Annotated in this window: 1 tRNA gene and 2 rRNA genes (1 of these 3 cut by a window edge); all 3 read left to right on the top strand. The window is 53.2% G+C overall.

Annotated elements, in window-relative coordinates:
* Positions 1-1,818, top strand: a 23S ribosomal RNA gene (locus F3H58_RS26965) (it extends 1,200 nt beyond the left edge of the window).
* Between the two features lie 389 nt (positions 1,819-2,207).
* Positions 2,208-2,322: ribosomal RNA gene (rrf, locus tag F3H58_RS26960) — 5S ribosomal RNA — on the top strand.
* Between the two features lie 101 nt (positions 2,323-2,423).
* Positions 2,424-2,500, top strand: a tRNA-Met gene (locus F3H58_RS26955).

Raw genomic sequence — 2,500 nt, 5'->3', positions numbered from 1 at the left:
CACGGCGGGTGCTAACGTCCGTCGTGAAAAGGGCAACAACCCTGACCTCCAGCTAAGGTCCCCAAGTCATGGCTAAGTGGGAAAGGATGTGAGGATCCCAAAACAACCAGGATGTTGGCTTAGAAGCAGCCATCATTTAAAGAAAGCGTAACAGCTCACTGGTCTAAATAAGGGTCTTTGCGCCGAAAATGTAACGGGGCTAAAGCCATGCACCGAAGCTGAGGATTTGCACTTTGTGCAAGTGGTAGCGGAGCGTTCCGTAAGTCTGTGAAGGCGGACCCGTGAGGGCTGCTGGAGATATCGGAAGTGCGAATGTTGACATGAGTAACGATAAAGGGAGTGAGAGACTCCCTCGCCGAAAGACCAAGGGTTCCTGCTTAAAGTTAATCTGAGCAGGGTTAGCCGGCCCCTAAGACGAGGCGGACACGCGTAGTCGATGGGAACCACGTTAATATTCGTGGGCCTGGTGGTAGTGACGGATCTCGTGTGTTGTTCAACCTTATTGGATTGGTTGGGCGGCGAAGAGGTTCCAGGAAATAGCTCCACCGTATAGACCGTACCCGAAACCGACACAGGTGGTCAGGTAGAGTATACCAAGGCGCTTGAGAGAACTATGTTGAAGGAACTCGGCAAATTGCACGCGTAACTTCGGAAGAAGCGTGACCCTTTTGTACGCAAGTATGATGGGGTGGCACAGACCAGGGGGTAGCGACTGTTTATCAAAAACACAGGGCTCTGCGAAGTAGCAATACGACGTATAGGGTCTGACGCCTGCCCGGTGCTGGAAGGTTAAAGGGAGGGGTGCAAGCTCTGAACTGAAGCCCCAGTAAACGGCGGCCGTAACTATAACGGTCCTAAGGTAGCGAAATTCCTTGTCGGGTAAGTTCCGACCTGCACGAATGGCGTAACGACTTCCCCGCTGTCTCCAACATAGACTCAGTGAAATTGAATTCCCCGTGAAGATGCGGGGTTCCTGCGGTCAGACGGAAAGACCCCGTGCACCTTTACTATAGCTTTACACTGGCATTCGCCAAGGCATGTGTAGGATAGGTGGTAGGCTTTGAAGCAGGGACGCCAGTTTCTGTGGAGCCATCCTTGAAATACCACCCTTATCTTCGTGGATGTCTAACCGCGGTCCGTTATCCGGATCCGGGACAGTGTATGGTGGGTAGTTTGACTGGGGCGGTCGCCTCCGAAAGAGTAACGGAGGCGCGCGATGGTTAGCTCAGACCGGTCGGAAATCGGTCGTCGAGTGCAATGGCATAAGCTAGCCTGACTGCGAGACTGACAAGTCGAGCAGAGACGAAAGTCGGTCATAGTGATCCGGTGGTCCCGTGTGGAAGGGCCATCGCTCAACGGATAAAAGGTACGCCGGGGATAACAGGCTGATGACCCCCAAGAGTCCATATCGACGGGGTTGTTTGGCACCTCGATGTCGACTCATCGCATCCTGGGGCTGGAGCAGGTCCCAAGGGTATGGCTGTTCGCCATTTAAAGCGGTACGTGAGTTGGGTTCAGAACGTCGTGAGACAGTTCGGTCCCTATCTGCCGTGGGTGTAGGAATATTGACAGGATCTGTCCCTAGTACGAGAGGACCGGGATGGACGTATCTCTGGTGGATCTGTTGTCCTGCCAAGGGCATAGCAGAGTAGCTATATACGGAATGGATAACCGCTGAAGGCATCTAAGCGGGAAACCAACCTGAAAACGAGTGTTCCCTATCAGAGCCGTGGAAGACGACCACGTTGATAGGACGGGTGTGGAAGCACAGCAATGTGTGAAGCTTACCGTTACTAATAGCTCGATCGACTTCTTCGTTCCCATTGAATATGTTCATCAAGCGAAGCTTGATGATCTGTTCTGTCCTGACGCCCGAAGGGCTCCGGACGGGCCGCGCCACAGGGCGCGACGACCTCTGGTCTGTATGGCTGCCACGCTCGATCTCGAGCAAGGCAGACAAACGGATCGGTCACAGAAAGACGTGTAAATTAAATAGAGCTTCGGCTCTCCAGCTTCTCGAAACAACAGTTTCCATGTGAAAACATGGTCTGTGATCGCTTGGATCAGACGTTGCCTCATATGCGAGGTGACCGTATGGCCAATTGGTGTCCCCTGTGAGCGGCAAGCGAACAGGATAAGGTACACCAATAAACAAGCAATCATATGATCCATGCGAAACGCATGGATCATATGTTGCGTTTTGCCGACCTGGTGGTTATCGCGGGGCGGCTGCACCCGTTCCCATTCCGAACACGGCCGTGAAACGCCCCAGCGCCAATGGTACTTCGTCTCAAGACGCGGGAGAGTAGGTCGCTGCCAGGTCTGCAAAACGCAACTCAAAATCTTCTCAATCACTAAAGGGCAAAAAAGCCCAAATCAAAAGGCCGCAAATGCGGCCTTTATGCTATAATAAAACCATTCAACGCGGGGTGGAGCAGCCCGGTAGCTCGTCAGGCTCATAACCTGAAGGCCGCAGGTTCAAATCCTGCCCCCGCAACCA

The organism is Rhizobium sp. NFACC06-2 (assembly GCF_900101425.1).
Lineage (GTDB): Bacteria > Pseudomonadota > Alphaproteobacteria > Rhizobiales > Rhizobiaceae > Agrobacterium > Agrobacterium leguminum.
This window is presented reverse-complemented; position numbering and strand designations above follow the sequence as displayed.